Origin of the sequence: Actinomadura meyerae, from assembly GCF_900188445.1 — a bacterium.
Lineage (GTDB): Bacteria > Actinomycetota > Actinomycetes > Streptosporangiales > Streptosporangiaceae > Spirillospora > Spirillospora meyerae.
Genome location: NZ_FZOR01000004.1, coordinates 173,293 through 191,160, shown reverse-complemented (window position 1 = coordinate 191,160; position 17,868 = coordinate 173,293). Strand labels below are relative to the sequence as shown.

Sequence of the window (17,868 nt, the reverse complement as noted above, 5' to 3'; positions counted from 1 at the left end):
AACGATGAGCGAAGCGACTTTCGCGGCCGTCGACCTGGGCGCGTCGAGCGGCCGGGTGATGGCCGGGCGCGTCGGGCCCGGCGTCCTGGACCTGGCGGAGGTCCGCCGGTTCCCGAACCGGCCGGTCCGCGCCGCCGGCACCCTGTACTGGGACATCCTCGGCCTGTACGGCAACGTCCTGGACGGGCTGCGCGACGCGCCGGACGGGCTGGCGTCGGTCGGCATCGACTCGTGGGCGGTCGACTACGGCCTGCTCGACGCGGAGGGGCGGCTGCTCGGCAACCCCGTCCACTACCGCGACGCCCGCACCGACGGCGTGATGGAGCGGGTCCGCGCCGACCTGGGCGACGACCTGCTGTACCGGACGTCTGGGCTCCAGTTCCTGCCGTTCAACACGATCTACCAGCTCGCGGCCGACGACCTGTCCCGGGCGGCGACGCTGCTGCTCGTCCCAGACCTGCTGGCCTACTGGCTGACGGGCGAGATCGGCGCCGAGCGCACCAACGCCTCGACGACGGGGCTGCTGGACGTCCGCGGCGGCACCTGGTCGCAGGACCTGCTGGACCGGCTCGACCTGCCCGCGAAGATCCTGCCGCCGCTGCGCGAGCCGGGCGCGCCCATCGGGACGCTCCGCCCGGACGTGGTGGCCGAGACCGGCCACGCCGGCCTCCGGGTCACCGCGGTCGGGTCGCACGACACCGCCTCCGCGGTCGCCGCCGTGCCCGCCGCCACCGAGCGGTTCGGCTACATCTCCTGCGGCACCTGGTCCCTGGTCGGCGTCGAGCTGGACGCGCCCGTGCTGACCGCGGAGAGCCGCGCCGCCAACTTCACCAACGAGGGCGGCGTCGACGGGACCGTCCGCTACCTGCGCAACGTGATGGGCCTGTGGCTGCTCCAGGAGTCGCTGCGGACCTGGGGGAACCCGGACCTGCCCGCCCTGCTCGCCGAGGCGGCGCGGCTGCCGGGGCTGCGCTCCCTCATCGACCCCGACGACCCGGAGTTCCTGCCGCCCGGCGACATGCCCGCCCGCATCGCGGAGCACTGCCGGCGCCGCGGGTTCCCCGCGCCCGCCACGCGCGCGGAGACCGTCCGCTGCGTCATGGACAGCCTCGCCCTCGCGCACCGCGCCACCCTGCGCGCGGCGGCCCGGCTGTCGGGGCGCGAGATCGAGGTCGTGCACCTGGTCGGCGGCGGCAGCCGCAACGAGCTGCTGTGCCGGCTGACCGCCGATGCCAGCGGCCTGCCGGTGGTGGCCGGGCCGGTCGAGGCGACCGCCCTCGGCAACGTCCTGGCCCAGGCCCGTGCACGGGGAGTGGTCGGCGGGCTGGCCGAGGCGCGCGCGCTGGTCGCCGCCACGCAGGACCTGCGCCGCTACGAACCGTCCGGCGACGAGGACCGCTGGCGGGAGGCCGCCACCCGCCTCGGCCTGGAGTCCTGACCCGCGCGCCCCGATGTCACGGTCACGGGACGGTTTGGCTCCCCCAGGTTGACATGGGGCGCGCGAGGGACGTTCATAGCTATGTACATACGGTCACGGAGGTGGCCGGCCCGAGCCGGGTGGAGCGCAGGCGGGCGTGTGTTTGTCCCGCCTTATTGACGTTTTACCCGATAGGGTGAATCCCGCCAATTCTCAGGACCGCAACGAAGAAGCATCGTCACGGCGTATCGGCCGCCTGTCGCTGTTGGGGTGTGGACATGGAGGGTCGTGCGGCCCGCGACGCCGGGGGCTCCGGCAACGCTCCGCTCGTGGGGCGACGGGACGCGCTGCGGGAGATCGACCGCGCGCTCGACGCCGCCGAGGGCGGCTACGGGTTCGTCGCGCTGGTGGGCGAGCCGGGGGCGGGCAAGACCCGGCTGCTGAACGAGCTGGCCGACGGGGCGATCGCGCGCAAGCTGCCGTTCGTGGCGGGCCGCGCGGCCGAGTTCGAGCAGGAGATGCCGTTCGGCGCCGTGGTCGACGCGCTCGACGACCGCCTGGAGGAGCACTCCCTCGACCTGCCGCCGGGCGCGCTGCGGCTGCTCGGCACCGTGTTCCCCGCGCTGGCTGACCTGTCCGGAGCCCCGCCCGCCGCCTCGCCCGAGTCGCAGGTCGCGCGGTACCAGCTGCACCGCACGGTCCGGCACCTGCTGGAGGCGCTGGCCGAACCCTCCGGGCTGGTGCTGATCCTCGACGACCTGCACTGGGCCGACGACGCGACGATCGAGCTGCTCGACCACCTGGTCCGGCATCCGCCGCGCGCCCGGGTGCTGGTCGCGGTCGCCTACCGGCCCGCGCAGGCGTCGCCGCGGCTGGCGGCGCTGGTGGACGCGGCGGGCCCGCACGGCAGGCGGGTCACGGCCACGCCGCTCACCCAGAGCGAGGTCCGCGAGTTCCTGGGCCCCGATGTCGGCCGCGCCCGGTGCGAGGCGCTGTTCAAGGCCAGCGGCGGCAACCCGTTCTACCTGGAGGCCCTGGCCAAGATGGCCGACGGGACCGTTCCCGCGGCCGGCGGCGGCCTCGACCGCGACTGGGAGAAGGGCGTCGCGAACCTGACCGAGGTGCCGCCCGCGGTGCGGGCGGCGCTGCAGGTGGAGCTGAGCGCGCTGCCGCCGCAGGCGCTGCGGATGGCGCGCGGCGCCGCCGTCGCCGCCGATGTGTTCGAGCCCGCGCTCGCGGCGGTCGCCGCGGAGATGGAGCAGCACGCCGCGCTCACCGCCCTGGACGTGCTGACCGGCCACGACGTGGTGCGGCCCGCGCCGGGCGGCCGCTTCCGGTTCCGCCACCCCCTGGTCCGGCACGTCGCCTACGCCTCGACGGCCGCGGGCTGGCGGATCGCGGCGCACTCGCGGGTGTCGGAGCGGCTGGCCGAGCTCGGCGCCCCCGCCGCGGTGCGCGCGCACCACGTGGTGCGGTCGGCGCGGTTCGGCGACGCCGAGGCGATCTGGACGCTGGTCGAGGCCGCCCGCGCCGTCGCGCGGCAGGCGCCCGCCACCGCCGCGTACTGGCTGCAGGCCGCGCTCGACCTGATGCCCGGCACCGCCGACGAGACCTACCCCGACCGGGTCGAGCTGCTCGTCGAGCTCGCCCAGGTGCAGGCGTTCAGCGGCCACGCCGAGGAGGGCCGCGAGGCCGCGCGCACCCTGCTCGGGCTGCTGCCGCCGGACGACACCGTCCGCCGCGCCCGCACCGTCCACATGTGCGCGATCATGGAGCGGCAGCTCGGCCGCATCCACGAGGCCCGCGCCCTGGTGCTGGACGAGCTGCGCCGCATCACCGACCGGCAGACCCCCGAGGCGGTGCTGCTGCGCATCCGGCTCGTCGCCGACCGCATCCAGCGCATCGACACCCGCGGCTCGCACGCCATCCTGGAGACCATTCCCAGCACCGCCCCGGGGTGGGGTCCCGGCCTCACGGCGGCGGTCGCGGCGATGCGCCCGATGGTCGCCTACGGGCGCGGCGAGATCGCGGAGGCGATGGCGTACGCGCGGGCCGCCGACCAGCTGTTCTCCGCCGCGTCCGACACCGAGTTCGCCGACTGCCTGGACTGCTTCGCCTGGCTGGTGTTCGCCGAGTCGTTCCTCGGCATGTACGACGAGGCGCTGCGGCACGCCGAGCGGCTGGTGTCGATCACCCGCACGACCGGGCAGACGTTCGTGCTCGGCTACATGCTGGCCGGGCAGTCGCGGGTGCTGACCCAGCTGGGCCGGCTGGAGGAGGCCGCCGCCGTCGCCGACGAGGCCGCCGCGGTCGGCCGCGACCTGCGCTCGCAGGAGGTGCTGGCCTACGGCCTGATCCAGCAGTGCCTGACCGCGTCGCTGATGGGCGACCACGAGCGGGCGCTGCGGGCCGGGGACGAGGCCGTCGCCAACGACACCGGCTCGGGCGAGTGGTGGACGCGCATGGCGCACGTCGCCCGCGCCCTCGCCGTCATCAACGAGGGCCGGCTGGAGGAGGGCGCCACCGCGCTGATCACCGCGTGCGGGGACGGCACCTTCGGCCTGGACTTCAGCACCCTGCTGATCTGCGCGGAGGCGCTGGCGTCCGTCCGCGCCGCGCAGGCCGACGCCGCCGACGCCGCGAACTGGGCGGGCATCGCCGAGGCGATCACCGACCCGCTGCTGACCGGCGACGCCGGGCTGGCCCGGCTGACCCGCGCGCACGCGCTGCGCGCGGCCGACCCGGCCGCGTCCGCCGCGCTGGCCGCGGAGGCCGCCGACCTGCTGCACAAGGCCGGGCGGCGGCCGGAGGCGGGCCGCGCCGAGCTGGCCGCCGGGCTCGCGCACGCCGCCGCGGGCGACCGCACCCGGGCCCGCGACCGGCTGCGCGCCGCCGCGGAGGTCTTCGAGTCGTGCGGGATGAAGGGGCTGCAGGCGCAGGTCGCCCGCGAGCAGCGCCGGCTCGGCGTCCGGGTGCCCGGCGGCGGGACGCCCGCCAAGGGCGGCAAGGGCCGCCGGGACCTGCCGTTCGGGCTGTCCCCGCGCGAGCACGAGATCGCGCTGCTGGTCGCCGAGGGCCTCAGCAACCAGCAGATCGCCGAGCGGCTCTACCTGAGCGTCCGGACGGTGGAGACCCACCTGTCCCGCGTCTTCGCCAAGATCGGCGTCTCCTCGCGGGTCGGTGTCGCGACCGCTATGAACCGTTCTGAGTAAATCGGACTCTTAGTTCACGTACGCCCCGTAGGTCCAGCGGGTCGGCACGCACCCGTAAGTACGGGTTCTCCACGATGCCGCGCCGATATCCGCGTTTGGCAGGGTTGGGGCGTCAGAAAGCGGAGGAGAGCACCATGGACGAGCAGCGGATCGCGCGCTTCACGCTCGCGGGCGTCGCCGACGCCGAGGTGTCCGTGCATCCCTTCGCGACGGGCGACGGCCTCGGCCTGAACCTGACCCGGTTCCGCCGGGACGACTGCGACGACGTCGTCCTGCTGGTGCACGGGCTGACGACCTCCAGCGACATGTACATCATGCCGGAGCACACCAACCTGGTGAACCACCTCCACGACGCCGGGTTCGGCGACGTGTGGGCGCTGGACTTCCGCATCAGCGGCCGGTTCCCCTACAACTCCGAGACCGCGCGCCACAACCTCGACGTCATCGCGCTCGAGGACCATCCCGCGGCGCTCGCCGAGCTGCGACGGCACGTCGGGAACCGCCGGGTCCACGTGATCTCCCACTGCGTGGGCGCGATCTCGTTCTCGATGGCGCTGTTCGCCGGCACCGTCACCGGCGTCACGAGCCTGGTCTGCAACAGCGTCTCGCTCACGCCGCGCACCCCGTGGTGGTCGAAGGTCAAGCTCGGCTACGGCCCGGCCCTGATGGAGTACGTGCTCGGGCCCTCCCACCTGGACCCCAGGTACGGGCACGCTCCAGTGCTCACGCGCGGCTGGATGCTCGCCAAGGCCGTCGCGCCCTTCCACCGCGACTGCGACGAGCCGGCCTGCCACATGCTCAGCTTCATGTGGGGCGGCGGCAAGCCGATCTACACGCACGAGAAGATGTCGCCGGTCACGCACGGCCGGCTCCCCGACCTGTTCGGGGCCTGCAACGTCAACTACTACCGGCACCTGCACGCGATGGTGAAGGCCGGCCGGGCGATCAAGCACCGCCCGCGCGACCCGCGCCTCGCCGCCCTGCCGGACGACTACCTGTCGCGCGCCGACACGGTCACGACGCCGATCCTGTTCCTCACCGGAGACCGCAACCACGTGTTCACCGACTCCAACATCGTCTGCCACCGGACGCTCGAGAAGATCACGCCCGGCCTGCACGAACTGGCCGTCCTGCCCGGCTACGGCCACCAGGACCCGTTCATGGGCGCCGCCTCGGACACCGAGGTGTTCCCGCAGGTCGTGGACTTCCTGAAGCGGAAAGCGGGCTGAGCGATGAGCGGAGCGGAGCGCCAGCGGAGCGGAGGTCATCGCTCAGCCCCCGGTTCGGGGGTCTGGGGGTCGTCCCCCAGAAGCGGCAGCGCTGAAATGGGCGAGGTGGAGCACGCCGACGCGGTCGTGGTCGGGTCCGGGTTCGGGGGGTCCGTCGCGGCGTACCGGCTGGCGGAGGCCGGGCAGTCGGTCGTCCTGCTGGAGCGCGGGCAGCCGTACCCGCCGGGGAGCTTCCCCCGCACGCCCGCCGAGATGGGCCGCGCGTTCTGGGACCCGGACGAGGGCCTGTACGGCATGTTCGACGTCTGGAGCTTCAAGGGCTGCGACTCGGTGGTGTCGTCCGGGCTCGGCGGCGGGTCGCTGATCTACGCGAACGTGCTGCTGCGCAAGGACGAGCGCTGGTTCGTCACCGACCTGCCCGGCGGCGGCCACCACCCGTGGCCGGTCACCCGCGCCGACCTCGACCCGCACTACGACGCGGTCGAGGAGATGCTCGGCGCGACGCCGTACCCGCTGGAGCAGGTCCCGTTCGACGACACCCCGAAGACGCACGCGATGCAGGACGCGGCGGCCGAGCTGGGCCTGCAGATCACGCTGCCGCCGCTCGCGGTGAGCTTCGCGTCCCGGCCCGGCGGCACGCCCGGCCTGAGCCTGCCGATCGCCGACGCCGGCTACGGCAACATCCACGGCGCCGGGCGGCGCACGTGCAAGCTGTGCGGCGAGTGCGACATCGGCTGCAACGAGGGCGCCAAGAACAGCCTCGACCACACCTACCTGTCGGCGGCGGCGCACCACGGCGCCGACATCCGCACCTCCCGCGAGGTGAAGGCGATCCGGCCGCGCGACGGCGGCGGGTACGAGGTCGACTACGTCCACCACGCCGACCTGTCGGCGCGCAAGAGCCGCCCGCCCGTCCGGACGATCACCTGCGACCGGCTGATCCTCGGCGCGGGCACCTACGGCACGACGTTCCTGCTGCTGAAGTCGCGGGACGCCTTCCCGGGCCTGTCGGACGCGCTCGGCACCCGGTTCAGCGGCAACGGCGACCTGCTGACGTTCCTGCTGCGCGCGAGGGACCGCAACCGGGTCCGGCCGCTGAACGCCAGCCGCGGCCCGGTGATCACCACCGCGATCCGGCTGCCGGACGAGCTGGACGGCGTGCCCGGCGCGGGCCGCGGCGCCTACATCGAGGACGGCGGCTACCCCGGGTTCACCGACTGGATCGTCGACAGCCTCGACCTCGGCAACGACTTCGAGCGTGCCGTGAAGTTCCTGTGGAACCGGTTCACCGAGTTCTTCAAGGACGCGCCCGACACGAACCTGTCCAAGGAGCTGTCCGACCTGATCGGCGACGGCGCCCTGACGGTCAGCTCGCTGCCGCTGCTCGGCATGGGCCGCGACACCGCGGACGGGCGGCTGCACCTCAGGGGCGGCCGGCTGGCGGCCGACTGGACGGCCGAGACCAGCGAGGCGCTGTTCCACCGCGTCCGCAAGACGATGCAGGGGATCGCGGACGTGCTCGGCGCCGACTACGCCGACAACCCGATGTGGTTCCGCAAGCGCATCGTCACCGTCCATCCGCTGGGCGGCGCCCCGATGGGGAGCCACCCGGGCGAAGGCGTCTGCGACGCCTTCGGCGAGGTGTTCGGGTTCCCGGGCCTCTACATCGCCGACGGGGCGGCGATGCCGGGACCGGTGGGCCCGAACCCCTCGCTCACGATCGCCGCGCACGCCGACCGGCTGGCGACGCGGCTGCTGGACGGGGTGACCGCACAACGGCGTGCGGCGGCTCCGGCCGCCACCGTCCCGTCTGCCACGGGGGCCGGGCCGGCCGGGGGAGCCGGCCCGCTGGACGGGGCGGGGAACGGCTCGGCGTACGGCCCGGTCTCGGGGGACCGCGGCGGGTCACGGGGACCGTCCGCCGCGGTCGCGGGCCGTACGTCGCTGTCGTTCACCGAGGAGATGAAGGGGTTCGTCACCTACGGGGAGACCGATCCGCGGACCGGCGAGCGGGCGGAGGGGCGCCGCCCCCTGTCGTTCCGGCTGACGATCACGGCCGCGGACACCGACCTGTTCCTCGCCGACCCCGAGCACGAGGCGAAGGCCGAGGGGTGGGTCGACGCCGACGGGCACGGGGGCCGCTGCCCGGTCGAGCGGGGCACGTTCAACCTGTTCGTCGCCGACGGCCCGAGCGACCGGCGGCTGATGAAGTACCGGCTGTTCTACACCGACGGGGAGGACCGGCCGCGCACGCTGAGCGGGTACAAGGACGTGCTGCACGGGCCGCCGACGCGGATCTGGCCGGACACCTCCACGCTCTACGTGCGGCTGCTGGACGGCCATGTCGAGGCGGACGCGGAGGACGGCGCGGAGGTCGTCGCGGCGGGGGTGCTGCACATCCGGCTGACGGACTTCGCGCGGCAGCTCACGACGTTCCGCACGGCCGGCCCGGACGGGCCGGGCAAGCTCCTCGACTTCGGCCGGTTCTTCGCCGGGGAGCTGTGGGAGGTGTACGGCCCGGATCCGGTCTGACCGGATCCGTCAGGGGGGCCAGGTTCGTGCAGGCCGAGGGAACTGCGGGGTGCTCTCGGCCTGCACCTTTTTCGCCGGAGGCCGCGCGGGGGGTCGCGCGGTCTCCGGCCCTTCACGTCGCGGTCCGGGCCCGGCTCGCGGCGCGGCGGGACCGCCGCCCGGTCAGATGGCGGCGCGGCGGGCGGGGCAGCCGTCCGGGCAGTGCTCCAGGTGCGCGGGCAGCCGGCGGGTGAACGTCTTCAGCATCAGCCGCAGCGCCGGCGCGATCAGCGCGCCGGTACCGGGGATGAGCGGCTCGAACACCGCCTCCCAGCGGATGGCGGTGCCGCCGTCGCGGGCCTCCAGGTGGATGTCGGAGCGGTACCGGCGGACCGGAAGCCCGGACAGCGCGACGTAGGCGAAGTGCGAGTACGGCTCGTAGGCGACGGTCTGCTCGCTGACGGGCCAGATCTTCTTGACCGCCCCGACGCCGTAGGTGGTGGTGTCGCCCTTGCGCGTCTGCTTGGCGGGGGTGGGGAACCTCCCCCAGGCGCCCCACGCCTCGGGGACGGCCAGGTGCCGGAACACCTCTTCGGGCGCGGCGCTGGTGGTGGCGGTGGCCTGGATCATCCCCGCACCGTAGCCACCCGCGCTCCGGCCGCACAAGGCCGTCCCCGTCGTGCTCCCGGGCCCTGTCCCCGACCGGTCAGGCCCGACCGGCCGGGCTCGGCCGGCCGGGCCCCGGAGTCAGGCCTGCCCGTACAGCCGTTCGACGTGGAGGCGGACGACGAGCCGGCCGTCCTCGACCATGGCGCGCCGGTAGTCGTCCCAGTCGGGGTGCTCCTCCCCGCGGATGGCGCGGTACACCTCGATGAGCTCCTCGACCGCCGCGTCGTGCCGGTCGGCGGCGACGGCGGACAGCTCGGCGGTGCCCTCGGCGACGGCCCAGGACCAGCCGTCGGGGGCGCTGACGTGCAGGCTGGCGCGCGGGTCGCGGGCCAGGTTGCGGGCCTTGGCGCGGTCGGCGGTGACCGACACGCGGACGAGCCGGCGGGCCTCGTCGAAGTGGTAGTTGACATTGGACAGCTGCGGCCGCCCGTCGCGCTTCAGCGTGGCCAGCACGCCGAGGTCGCGTCCCTTGAGCAGTTTCACCAGCGCCGCTTCGTCCGCCATCGTCCGCCTCCTGGATGTGATCCGTTTCCGGGGTCAACCCCCGGCCGCCCCGTTCCCTTCCCCACTCCCCTGATCACCTGGCGGCGAGTTGGGGCAGCGTCAGGATGCGGGCGTCGCCGGGCGCGCCGGGGGCGGGCCGGGAGGCCGGCCCGCCCCGCGCGCCCGCGTCGCCGGCGGCCCGGCCGGCGGCGCGGCCGGTGTGGATGTGGCCGCGGAACGTCGCGCCCTTCGCCGCCACCTTGACCGCCTGGAACTCGTGCGGCGGCAGCGCGCAGAACCCGGTGCGGACGACGTCCTCGAACAGCGAGTCCGACACGACGTAGGCCAGGTCGCGGCCGGTGTCGCCGGACAGCAGCCGGCGCAGCGGCGTCGCGTCCAGCAGCCGCTGGACGGTGATGGGCGCGTCGCCGGCGGGCCCGAACGGCCCGGCGGTCAGCGTGCCGTGGTGCAGGGCCAGCCGCACCCGCAGCCGGAACCGGCCCGCGGCGTCGCCGTCGTTGGCCTCGCGCAGCGCCTCGTCCAGCAGGATGACGAAGTCGCCGGCCACCGGCGCGGGGTCGGTCCCCTCCGGCAGCACGGCGAGCTCGCCGTCCCCGCCGACCTGCTTGTGCCAGCGGGCGCGGTCGAGGCCGACGCCGCGCGCGGCGCGGTCGAGCGCGTCCGACAGCTCGCGCTGCGCGCGCAGCTGCTCGCGCGCGTCGCGCCGGCTGTATCCCTGGATGTCCACCGCCACCAGCAGGCGGTAGCTGAGCTGTGCGTCCCCGTTTCCTTCCACTGTGCCGATCCCGCCCCTCGGTCTCGTGTGGGCAAATGGGCCCGATGCCCGCATTCGCTCCAAATGTGGAGTGAGCGTTGCCCCCGTCCGGCGGCCGGATCATGTCGCCGTCCCGTACGCCCGCTTGGACGCACCACGGTGATCGTCGGCCCCAAAAGGTAAGGAGAACCTCGCGAACAAGTAAGGGACGTCCCGGAAAATCCGGGGCGAACCGGACCCAGGTTGAACCGGGCGGCGCCGGGGTCGCGTACTGCCTCCCGACGTGACACCCGACGCATGGTCACCGCGCCGTCCGCCCCCGCACCCGTCCGGAGACCCCGATGGCCCACAGATCGCCGGCCGCCTCGGCCACCCGCGAACGCCCGCCCGGACCCTGGAGCTGGTTCCGCGGCCCGCAGCCCGCCGGCGGCGTGGACGACCAGGTGATCGTGACCGAGCTGTACCGCGTCTACGGGCGCCCGCTGCTGTCGTTCGTGCTGCGCCTGACCGGCGGCGACCGGCACTGGGCCGAGGACGTCGTGCAGGAGACCATGATCCGCGCGTGGCGCAGCGCGCACCAGCTCGACGAGAACGCGGCCTCGCTGCTGCCGTGGCTGGCGACCGTCGCACGCCGGATCGTCATCGACGACCAGCGCCGCAAGAACGCACGGCCGCAGGAGGCGGGCGAGGGCCCGCTGGAGAACATGCGCGTGCCCGACGGGTTGGAGGATCTGCTGCGCTCCGTCGTCGTGTCCGAGGCCCTCCTCGCGCTGTCCCCCGCCCACCGCGAGGTCCTCAACGAGACCTTCTTCCGGGACCGGTCGGTCAACGAGGCCGCCAAGCATCTCGGCATCCCCGTGGGCACGGTGAAGTCCCGGGTCTACTACGCGCTCAGGGCGCTTCGCGTCGCACTGGAGGAGAGGGGCGTGACGCCTTGACCGCGGACATGCTGCACATCGACGTCGGCGCCTACGCCCTCGGCCTGCTGGAGGAGCCGGACCGCCGCGCGTTCGAGGCGCACCTGGCGTCCTGCGCGTCGTGCCACGAGGAGCTCGGGACGCTGCGCGGGGTCGCGCGGACGCTGGACGGCATCGGCCCGATCGCCGAGCCGCCGGGCGCGCCGCCCGTCCCGCCGGAGCCCGCGGTGGTGGCCGACCTGCTGCGGCACCGGAACGCGCGGCAGCGCAGGCACCGGGCGGCGCGCGCGCTGGCGGCGGCCGCCGCCGGGGTGGTGCTGCTCGGCGGGGCGCTCGGTACCGGGTTCACGCTCGGCGCCGACCGCGAACCGGCCGCTGCGCCGCAGGACGACGGGACGGCCGCTCTGCTGCGCGACGGGCACAAGGTGTCGGCCAGCGACGCGGGCACGGGCGTCACCGGGACGGTCGCCATGCAGCAGAAGGCGTGGGGCAGCCGGATCGCGATGGAGCTCTCCAAGGTCCGCGGCCCGCTGGAATGCGAACTGGTCGCGGTGGACCGGCGCGGCGAGAGGCACACGGTCGTCGGCTGGTCGGTCCCCGACAAGGGCTACGGGCTGCCCGGGTCGCCCCAGCCGCGGCTGGCGCTCCAGGGCGGCACGGCGCTGCGGCCCGAGGAGATCAGCCGGTTCGAGGTCCGCACGATCGGCGGCGGGCGCACGCTGCTGACCCTCCCCGCGTAGGGCCGCGGCGGCCGGAGGGCGGCGGGGACGGGCCGCTCCCCCGCGTCTCATAGGCTGGCGGGGTGAGTGCGAGCCGGTCTTCGACAGGCCCCGAGCTGATGCTGCCGGGGCTCCGCGACGTGTACGCGGCCTACGTCCGGGAGGCGGACGCCCTGCCGGCGCTGCCCGGCCCGCTGCAGGCGGAGGTGTGGGCGTCGGCGCAGCTCGGCGCGCTGGAGGCCGCGGCCCCGCACGCGCAGGGGCGGCTGGCCGCGCTCGGCGACCTGATCGGCTGCCTGCGGGCGGCGGCGACGCCGGGCGCGCGGGCGTTCCTGGCCGCGATCGCCGCGATCGGGCCGGCGGAGGGGCGCAGGGCGGCGGGCCGCGCGGCGGGCGCGCTCGGCGCCGTCCCGGCCGCGCCCTGGGAGAAGTCGCTGGGCGCGGTGGTGCCGGGCCAGGCGTGGCTGATCCAGGAGGGGCCGCTGGACGGCGACCGCCTGGTCTGCGAGTTCCGCTACGAGGGCGCCGGCACCGCCGGGATGCACGCCGTGGCCGTCCGGCTGTCCTACGGCGGCGCGCCCACCGAGGTCGTGATCGTCGGGGACGTCCCGGCGCTGATGGGCGCGGCGCGGCAGGCGATGCAGGCCGAACTGTGCGTCGTCCAGCCTTACGAGGCCGCTGAGGCCGGTAAGCGGCTCCGCGCTGCGTTGGACATCGCGGTTGGGGGGTCGTCCCCCGGCACGGCACGCAGCACGGAGCGCTTTCCCGAGGAGTGCTATCCGGCGCTTCCGCTGGCGCGGCACCGGGTGTCGGTGCTGCCCTAGCGGCCCATGGAGCGGTAGCGGCGCACCGACAGCGGGGCGAACACCGCCGCGATCACCAGCGGCCACACCAGCGCCATGAGCAGGCTGTGCCGCGCCGCCCACGAGTCGCCGGTGACGGGTGAGCCGAACAGCTCCCGGCAGGCGGTGACGGTCGCCGACATCGGATTCCACTCGGCGATGGCGCCGAGCCAGCCGGGCATGGTGTCCGGCGCGACGAGCGCGCTGGACAGGAACCCGATGGGCCACACCAGGATCTGCACGGCCGCCACCGACTCCGGCCCCTTGGCGGACAGGCCGAGGTAGACGCCGAGCCAGATCAGCGAGAACCGCAGGAGCAGCAGCAGCCCGAACCCGGCGAGGGCGGCGACGGCGCCGTCCTCGACGCGCCAGCCGATCAGCACGCCGCACGCCGCCATCACGGCCAGCGCCGCCACCGAGTGGATCATGTCGGCGGTGGCGCGGCCGACCACGGCGGCGGACGGCGACATCGGCATGGCGCGGAACCGGTCGGTCACCCCCTTGGCCGCGTCGCCGGCGACCCGCACGAACGTCTCCTCGACGCCGAACGCCATGGTCAGGGCGAACATGCCGGGGACGATGAACGCGCGGTAGCTGCCGCCGCCGGGGACGTCCATCTGGCCGCCGAACAGGTAGCCCATCATCAGCACGACCATCACGGGGAACAGCAGCCCCATGGCGATCTGGCCGGGCTGCCGCCGCCAGTGGGCGAGTGCGCGGCCGGTCAGCGTCCACCCGTCGGCGACCGCCCACCGCATGGCCTGGACGCTCATGAGCGCACCTCCTCCTTCTCGCCGGTCTTCTTCTCGCCGGTCTTCTTCTCGCCGGTGAGGTGCAGGAACACCTCGTCCAGGGTCGGGCGGCGCAGCCCGATGTCGGCGGCCGCGACTCCGGCGCCGTCCAGGGCGCGGACCGCCTCGGTCAGCGCGGCGGCCCGGCCGGACACCGGGGCGCCGATGCGCAGGGCCTCGGCGTCCACGTCGACCTCCCCGTCCGCGATCCGGCCGATGATCCCGGCGGCGGCGCCGAGCGCGGCCGGGTCGTCCAGGACGACCTCGATCCGGTCGCCGCCGAGCCGCTTCTTCAGCTCGTCGGGGGTCCCCTCGGCGATGACGCGGCCGCGGTCGATCACCGAGACGCCGTCCGCCAGCCGGTCGGCCTCCTCCAGGTACTGGGTGGTGAGCAGGACGGTCGTGCCGCCGTCGACCAGGGCGCGCACGGCCTCCCAGACCTCGTTCCGGCCGCGCGGGTCCAGGCCGGTGGTCGGCTCGTCCAGGAACAGCACCGGCGGCGCGAGGATCATGGACGCCGCCAGGTCGAGGCGGCGCCGCATGCCGCCGGAGTACTGCCCCGCGGGCCTGCCGGCGGCCTCGGTCAGCCCGAAGCGCTCCAGCAGCTCGTCGGCCCGCTGCCGCGCCCGCCGGGCGCCCAGGTGGTAGAGGCGGCCGAACATGACGAGGTTCTCCCGCCCGCCGAGGATCTCGTCGACCGCCGCGTGCTGCCCGACCAGCCCGATGCCGCGCCGCACCCGCCCCGCGTCGCGGACGACGTCGTGCCCGGCGACCCGGGCGGTACCGCCGTCCGGCCTGGCCAGCGTCGTCAGGACGCGGACGGCGGTGGTCTTGCCGGCGCCGTTCGGGCCGAGCAGCCCGTGCACGGTGCCGGCGGGCACCCGCAGGTCGAGCCCGACGAGGGCCTCCCGGTCGCCGTAGCGCTTGCGCAGCCCTTCGGCGGCGACCGCGAGCCGTGGTCCGGCCATGCGCCCTCCAAAACTATGTACGTCGTACGGATTTACCATCGCGAGCAATATAACGTACGTCGTACAGAGTTTCATCCCTGAGAGGATCGGCGGGTGACCGAGTACAGCGGGAGCGGCGACCCGAAGCGCAGCCTGGAGCTGCTGTGGGGCCTCCAGCCGCCGCCCAGGCGCGGGCCGAAGCCGCGGCTGACCGCCGAGGAGATCGTCCGCACCGCGATCGCGCTGGCCGACGCCGAGGGCCTGGACGCGGTGTCCATGCGCCGCATCGCCGACGAGCTGGGCGTCTCGCCCATGTCGATCTACACCTACGTCCCCGGCAAGGCCGAGCTGATCGACGTCATGGTCGACCGCGCCTTCGGCGAGCTGACCCCGCCCGCCGCCCCTTCGTGGCGCGCCCGGCTGGAGCACATCGCCCGCGACAACTGGGCCCTGTTCCACCGGCACCCGTGGCTGCTGCAGATCACGATGGCGCGCCCGCCCATGGGCCCGAACACGCTCGGCAAGTACGAGTACGAGCTGCGCGCCGTGGACGGCCTCGGCCTCACCGACCTGGAGATGGACTCGGTGGTCGCGCTCGTCACCGGGTTCGCCGAGAGCGCCGCCCGCGCCTCGGTCAGCGCCGCCGAGGCCGAGCGGCGCACCGGCATGAGCGACGAGCAGTGGTGGGAGTCGGTCGCCCCCGTGCTCGACACGCTCGTGGACGAGGCCGACTACCCGCTCGGGACGCGGGTCGGGACCGCCGCCGGGCAGGAGTACAGCGCCCCCGCCGCGCCGAGCCGCGCGTTCGAGTTCGGCCTCGCCCGCGTGCTGGACGGCATCGAGGTCCTGATCAGCTCCCGCTAGCCCGCTTCGTCCGCTTCGTCGGGACGGCGGTGGACGGGTCCTCGGGCCAGGGGTGCCGGGGGTAGCGGCCCCGCAGCTCGGCCCGCACCGCCCGGTAGCCCTCCCGCCAGAACGACGCCAGGTCGGCGGTGACGGCGGCCGGCCGGCCCGCCGGGGACAGCAGGTGCACCACCAGCGGGACCCGGCCGCCCGCGAGCGCCGGAGCGGCGTCCCAGCCGAACAGCTCCTGCAGCTTCACCGCCAGCACGGGCCGCTCCCCCGAGTAGTCGACCCGGATCCGCGACCCGGACGGCACCTCGACCCGTTCGGGGGCGTACTCGTCCAGCCGCTTGGCCAGGTCCCAGGGCAGCAGGCCGCGCAGCACGCCCGCGACGTCGACGCGCGCCAGGTCGCTGCGGCGCCGCGCCCCCGCGAGCCACTCGGGGACGCGCTCCAGCAGCGCCGCGTCGTCGACCGCCGGCCACGGCTCCCCGAGCGCGCCGCGCAGGAACGCCAGCCGCTCGCGCAGCGCCACCGCGCCCGGCGTCCAGGTCAGCAGCCCGAGCCCCTCGGCGCGCAGGCCGTCCAGCAGCGCGGCCCGGACCAGGCCGGGATCGGGGTCGCGCAGCGGCCGCGCGGACAGCTCGATCGCGCCGAGCCGCTCGACGCGCCGCGCCGCCACGTCCCCGTTCCGCCAGGCGACCTCCTCGGCCGTCTCCAGCAGCGGCGCCGCCGCCGACCGCGCCACGTCCTCGCCGATCACCACGGCCTGCCGCACCCGCGCCGACGCCGACCCGGCCGGGCGGTCGGCCGCCGCGACCGCCAGCCACTCCGGCCGGGCCCCGGCCAGCGCGGACCCGTCGGCGAGCGCCGCGCCCGTCCCGGACGCCATCAGGTAGCCGCCGCCCCGCGCCCGCGCCACCCGCTCGGGGAACGCCAGCGCCACCACCGTCCCGGCGACGCGGTCGTCCGCCGGCGCGCTCCCGGGGCCGCCTGGCGGGGCGTCGCCGAGCGACCTGCGCAGCCGTTCGGCCTCGTCGCGCCAGCGGGCGGCGTGGGCGTCGGCGGGCCGGCCCCGGCGGCGCAGCGCGCGCCACGCGGCGGTCAGGTCGTCGCCGGCCGCGCGCGGCGGGGGCTCCGACAGCAGCGCGACGACCTCGGCCGCGGCGCGGCCGCCCACCGCGGCGGCGCCGTCGACCAGCGCGCGCGCCAGCCGGGGGTGCAGGCCGATCCGGGCCAGGCGGCGGCCGCGGTCGGTGACCTTGCCGCCGGCGACGGCGCCGAGGGCGTGCAGGGCCTCGCGGGCGGCGTCCATCGCGGCGGGCGGCGGCGGGTCGGGCAGCGCCAGCCCGGCCGCGCCGGGGTCGCCCCAGCAGGCGGCCTGGAGCGCGAAACCGGTGAGGTCGGCCAGCTCGATCTCCGGGCGGGGGCGGGCCGGGAGCCGGTCGTGTTCGGCCTGCGTCCAGCACCGGTACACCGTCCCGGGGCCCTCTCGGCCGGCGCGGCCGGCGCGCTGCTCGGCGGTGGCGCGGGACGCGCGGACGGTGGTGAGCGACCCGAGCCCGCGGGCGTGGTCGGTGCGGGGCTCGCGGGCCAGGCCGGAGTCGACCACGACGCGGACGCCCGGCACCGTGAGGCTGGATTCGGCCACCGACGTCGCGAGCACGACCCGGCGGCCCGGCGCGGGCGCGAGCACGGCGTCCTGCGCGGCGCGGCGCGCCTGCCCGTGGATCTGCAGGACGTCGGCCTCGACGCCGCCGAGCATCCCGGCGACGCGGGCGATCTCCCCGACGCCGGGCAGGAAGCACAGCACGTCGCCGTCCCGCTCGGCCAGGGCGCGGCGGACGGTCGCGGCGACGTGCGCGAGCAGCGCCGGGTCGACGCGCAGGCCGTGCGGCGGCGGGACGGGCCGTTCCGGCGGCGCCCACACGGTCTGCACCGGGTGCAGCGCGGCCTCGGTCTCCACGACGGGCGCGCCGCCGAGGAGCCGTGCCCACGGGCCGGTGTCGGCCGTCGCGGACGCCGCGACCAGCCGCAGGTCGGGGCGCAGCGCGGCGCGGACGTCCAGCAGGAACGCCAGCGCGGTGTCGGCGTCCAGGTGCCGCTCGTGGCACTCGTCCAGGATCACGGTGCCGACGCCGTCCAGCTCGGGGTCGGACTGGAGGCGCTGCAGGACCACGCCCGTCGTGACGACGTCCACCCGGGTGCCGGGGCGGTGCTCCCCGCGCACGGTGACGCCGACCGAGCCGCCGGGGCGCTCGCCGAGGAGCCACGCCATCCGGCGGGCGGCGGCGCGGGCGGCGAGCCGGCGCGGCTCCAGGACCAGGACCTTCCCGGCCGCCGGCGGCCCGCCGAGCGCGAGCCCGGCGAGGGCGAGCGGCACCAGGGTCGTCTTGCCCGTGCCCGGCGGCGCCGACAGCACCGCGGCGCCGTGCCCCTCCAGCGCCGCGCGCAGCGCGGGGACGGCGCGGTGGACGGGCAGGCTCTCGGCGGCGCTCAGCTGCATCGCCCCA

General features: G+C 75.6%; 14 protein-coding genes. 8 read left to right on the top strand and 6 right to left on the bottom strand.

Annotation, left to right across the window (positions count from 1 at the left end):
* The first annotated feature begins 4 nt into the window (after window positions 1–4).
* The 4 genes from CHF16_RS06690 (at window position 5) to CHF16_RS06675 (ending at window position 8,390) form a co-directional block, all read left to right on the top strand.
* Window positions 5–1,438: a rhamnulokinase gene (locus tag CHF16_RS06690; protein WP_089325022.1), complete on the top strand. Its 1,434-nt coding sequence runs from the start codon at window positions 5–7 to the stop codon at window positions 1,436–1,438.
* 257 nt (window positions 1,439–1,695) lie between these two features.
* A complete protein-coding gene (locus tag CHF16_RS06685) occupies window positions 1,696–4,629 on the top strand; it encodes a helix-turn-helix transcriptional regulator (protein ID WP_089325021.1) in 2,934 nt (977 codons plus the stop codon).
* 134 nt (window positions 4,630–4,763) lie between these two features.
* The gene (locus CHF16_RS06680; RefSeq protein WP_089325020.1) at window positions 4,764–5,858 is read left to right on the top strand and encodes an alpha/beta hydrolase; all 1,095 of its coding nucleotides are present in this window, start codon (window positions 4,764–4,766) and stop codon (window positions 5,856–5,858) included.
* A gap of 96 nt (window positions 5,859–5,954) precedes the next feature.
* Window positions 5,955–8,390, top strand: a complete 2,436-nt coding sequence (locus CHF16_RS06675; protein ID WP_089325019.1) for a GMC oxidoreductase — start codon at window positions 5,955–5,957, stop codon at window positions 8,388–8,390.
* Window positions 8,391–8,552: 162 nt separating this feature from the next.
* Here CHF16_RS06675 and CHF16_RS06670 read toward each other — a convergent pair whose 3' ends face one another.
* The 3 genes from CHF16_RS06670 to CHF16_RS06660 all read right to left on the bottom strand — a co-directional run bounded on the left by CHF16_RS06670 (window position 8,553) and on the right by CHF16_RS06660 (window position 10,317).
* A complete protein-coding gene (locus CHF16_RS06670) occupies window positions 8,553–8,999 on the bottom strand; it encodes an SRPBCC family protein (protein ID WP_089325018.1) in 447 nt (148 codons plus the stop codon).
* Window positions 9,000–9,116: 117 nt separating this feature from the next.
* A complete protein-coding gene (locus tag CHF16_RS06665) occupies window positions 9,117–9,542 on the bottom strand; it encodes a PPOX class F420-dependent oxidoreductase (RefSeq protein WP_089325017.1) in 426 nt (141 codons plus the stop codon).
* A 73-nt stretch (window positions 9,543–9,615) separates the two neighbouring features.
* On the bottom strand, window positions 9,616–10,317 hold the full coding sequence (locus tag CHF16_RS06660) for a hypothetical protein (RefSeq protein WP_218826549.1): 702 nt from the start codon (window positions 10,315–10,317) through the stop codon (window positions 9,616–9,618).
* Window positions 10,318–10,637: 320 nt separating this feature from the next.
* Between CHF16_RS06660 and CHF16_RS06655 the strand changes: the two genes are divergently transcribed.
* From CHF16_RS06655 to CHF16_RS06645, 3 genes are all read left to right on the top strand, one after another.
* On the top strand, window positions 10,638–11,234 hold the full coding sequence (locus CHF16_RS06655) for a sigma-70 family RNA polymerase sigma factor (RefSeq protein WP_245868263.1): 597 nt from the start codon (window positions 10,638–10,640) through the stop codon (window positions 11,232–11,234).
* A complete protein-coding gene (locus tag CHF16_RS06650) occupies window positions 11,231–11,953 on the top strand; it encodes an anti-sigma factor family protein (RefSeq protein WP_089325016.1) in 723 nt (240 codons plus the stop codon). Before CHF16_RS06655 ends, CHF16_RS06650 begins: the two co-directional genes overlap by 4 nt.
* 62 nt (window positions 11,954–12,015) lie before the next feature.
* Window positions 12,016–12,756: a hypothetical protein gene (locus CHF16_RS06645; protein WP_089325015.1), complete on the top strand. Its 741-nt coding sequence runs from the start codon at window positions 12,016–12,018 to the stop codon at window positions 12,754–12,756.
* Here CHF16_RS06645 and CHF16_RS06640 read toward each other — a convergent pair.
* A complete protein-coding gene (locus CHF16_RS06640) occupies window positions 12,753–13,547 on the bottom strand; it encodes an ABC transporter permease (RefSeq protein WP_089325014.1) in 795 nt (264 codons plus the stop codon). The two genes, CHF16_RS06645 and CHF16_RS06640, sit on opposite strands and share 4 nt — an antisense overlap.
* On the bottom strand, window positions 13,544–14,533 hold the full coding sequence (locus CHF16_RS06635) for an ATP-binding cassette domain-containing protein (RefSeq protein ID WP_089325013.1): 990 nt from the start codon (window positions 14,531–14,533) through the stop codon (window positions 13,544–13,546). Before CHF16_RS06635 ends, CHF16_RS06640 begins: the two co-directional genes overlap by 4 nt.
* A 93-nt stretch (window positions 14,534–14,626) precedes the next feature.
* Between CHF16_RS06635 and CHF16_RS06630 the strand changes: the two genes are divergently transcribed.
* Window positions 14,627–15,376 (top strand): TetR/AcrR family transcriptional regulator, encoded by a 750-nt coding sequence (locus CHF16_RS06630; RefSeq protein ID WP_089325012.1) that lies wholly within the window; start codon window positions 14,627–14,629, stop codon window positions 15,374–15,376.
* Here the strand turns inward: CHF16_RS06630 and hrpB are convergent.
* Window positions 15,363–17,861 (bottom strand): ATP-dependent helicase HrpB, encoded by a 2,499-nt coding sequence (hrpB, locus tag CHF16_RS06625; protein ID WP_089325099.1) that lies wholly within the window; start codon window positions 17,859–17,861, stop codon window positions 15,363–15,365. The two genes, CHF16_RS06630 and hrpB, sit on opposite strands and share 14 nt — an antisense overlap.
* Window positions 17,862–17,868: the final 7 nt, after the last annotated feature.

Excerpts from the sequence above, each read along its gene's own strand:
- CHF16_RS06690 (WP_089325022.1), top strand. The coding sequence starts at position 5 with ATGAGCGAAGCGACTTTCGCGGCCGTCGACCTGGGCGCGTCGAGCGGC.
- CHF16_RS06675 (WP_089325019.1), top strand. The coding sequence starts at position 5,955 with ATGGGCGAGGTGGAGCACGCCGACGCGGTCGTGGTCGGGTCCGGGTTC.
- hrpB (WP_089325099.1), bottom strand. The coding sequence starts at position 17,861 with ATGCAGCTGAGCGCCGCCGAGAGCCTGCCCGTCCACCGCGCCGTCCCC.
- CHF16_RS06670 (WP_089325018.1), bottom strand. The coding sequence starts at position 8,999 with ATGATCCAGGCCACCGCCACCACCAGCGCCGCGCCCGAAGAGGTGTTC.
- CHF16_RS06685 (WP_089325021.1), top strand. The coding sequence starts at position 1,696 with ATGGAGGGTCGTGCGGCCCGCGACGCCGGGGGCTCCGGCAACGCTCCG.
- CHF16_RS06655 (WP_245868263.1), top strand. The coding sequence starts at position 10,638 with ATGGCCCACAGATCGCCGGCCGCCTCGGCCACCCGCGAACGCCCGCCC.
- CHF16_RS06640 (WP_089325014.1), bottom strand. The coding sequence starts at position 13,547 with ATGAGCGTCCAGGCCATGCGGTGGGCGGTCGCCGACGGGTGGACGCTG.
- CHF16_RS06635 (WP_089325013.1), bottom strand. The coding sequence starts at position 14,533 with ATGGCCGGACCACGGCTCGCGGTCGCCGCCGAAGGGCTGCGCAAGCGC.
- CHF16_RS06680 (WP_089325020.1), top strand. The coding sequence starts at position 4,764 with ATGGACGAGCAGCGGATCGCGCGCTTCACGCTCGCGGGCGTCGCCGAC.
- CHF16_RS06665 (WP_089325017.1), bottom strand. The coding sequence starts at position 9,542 with ATGGCGGACGAAGCGGCGCTGGTGAAACTGCTCAAGGGACGCGACCTC.